At 52.1% G+C, this 1770-nt stretch carries 2 protein-coding genes; one reads left to right on the top strand and one right to left on the bottom strand.

What is annotated here, in order from left to right; all coding sequences use genetic code 11:
• Positions 1–238: hypothetical protein (locus ACZYOF_RS43560; RefSeq protein WP_463719564.1), on the top strand; the 238-nt coding region annotated here is incomplete at its 5' end.
• Between the two features lie 295 nt (positions 239–533).
• Here the strand turns inward: ACZYOF_RS43560 and ACZYOF_RS43555 are convergent.
• Positions 534–1172, bottom strand: coding sequence for an SLATT domain-containing protein (locus ACZYOF_RS43555; protein ID WP_463719563.1), 639 nt, complete (start codon positions 1170–1172; stop codon positions 534–536).
• Positions 1173–1770 lie beyond the last annotated feature (598 nt).

The following is a 1770-nucleotide window of genomic DNA, read 5'->3' as shown; positions in this document are numbered from 1 at the left end:
CAGAGGTCCCTTCAGAGGGGAGCACCCAATCATCGCCCAGCGGCAGCGTCAATCACCCCGATCGGGCAATCCAAAGCATTCCGCGCAAGTCAAGGCCGGGCACGGCGATCCTCTCGTGACGCTCACTTTTATCCAGGCATCCTATTGGTACCGGATCGGCACCTCGTTTTTGTCGGAGCTGGAACATCGCTGCTTGCATACAAGCTCTCGCCTGTTCGACGTCTCTGGCGCGACGTAGCGGATGTCGGATTCTGGGGATGGAAGCGGCACGATAACATCGTCCTTATGTCAGCCGAGCTTGAACTGGCCGCTTGGGATGTGGACGGATGGAAATTGTGGTCCACCTTTGTGGAACCGCCCTGGAGCTATGAGGTCCACGGCGACCGTGTCGAACTCGACGTTATGGGGCAAAAGTCAAGCTTCCTTGTCGCGACCGGCCCAGTGCGTAGGGCGGATTAGCGTCAGCGTAATCCGCCGTTCGCTCACGACAGGGTCGGCGGGTTACGCTTCGCTAACTAACCCGCCCTACGGTCCTACTTCGATCGAGTTTGCGAAGATGGATTATCCGGAGAGACTATGCGGCTCGGATAAGCATAGAGGCTCAGTAGTCCTATAACGAACATTGTAATGAACGCTAGAATTAGCGTGGCAGAATGATTTACAAAGAATAGCTTGGTCGCAATCCATGCGCGTTGACGTGATGCCAACCATGGAAATTCTTCGGGTCGTTCTGTTTGGTATTTCTGATAGTCGATTTCTTCGTGGTTGACGCTGTATTTCTGAAGTATCGCGTTGTATTCTTTGGTAAGCACCTCCAGCTCCTGCGACGACACATCCGGAGGAAGCAGCGACAGCAGCCGTCGCTGCTCGTTAATCTCTAGTGCACTTCTATGGTGTTGCTCTGCATTGACAACGTCTCCACTGGAATATTGCAGCAACGAGGAGACGAGAATTACGACTGAGAGTGCAACAGTAATAAGGTTAAGTATGTCGGCGACGTGCGCAGGCAACTTAAAAAAGTAAGGGAAAATTGTTAGTAGTATTAGATACGCAGAAGTAAAGGCAGTTACCCGAGTTAGGCGGCGATCGCGAGCACTCAGACGTGCTGCGGCTATGAACCGTGATCCTGCTGTAGTTTTTAGCGCGCTTAGTAGCCGCTCCCGATTATCCATAACCGAATTTTCCTTTGAAGCCGTGCTATGGGCGGTTTTCTCTTACGAGGCGGCAGGCTCGATCACATAGGAAGCCATCGCCAGATACTCGTCCGTAGAAAGCGTTGCGGCGACCAGCCTCCATTCTTTTTAGGCTTACGATGATTTGGGCTCTTTCAATCTCGCTCTGAGCGTTACCATAGCTTCCTTCCAATCGCTCGAAATCTGCGAATGTTCCGTGATCTTGCAAAGTAACCCGGCAGGCTGAGCGCAAATAAAACGGCTTTGCGTTGTTGAATGTGTATTGTCGGGCCGCAGATGTTAATCCGTCTGTTGGTTTCGTTCCCAAAGTATTGAGCCAACGGAAAATCTGGTACGCTTGAAAATCGTAGATGTTGTCTGGAGAAGCTAGATATTTTTCGAGCGCAGAAAATACCTTCGATAGACTCTGCTTTATCTTCGCGAGATAGCTCAGTGCTGCATCAGTTTCTTGGGGGTGCCGTCCGAAAAGCGGTTGGAATTGAAAGTGGCGTAGTCTCCGGGGTGATCAACCTCGAATCACCCGGCGTTGACGCGCCGGGCTGGAGACCACGCCATGACAAGCGTTACCACGAAGGCT

It is taken from the genome of Bradyrhizobium sp. LeoA1Lang (assembly GCF_055413685.1).
The sequence above is the reverse complement of the archived record's forward strand: the minus strand, read 5'-3'. Positions and strand labels throughout refer to the sequence as shown.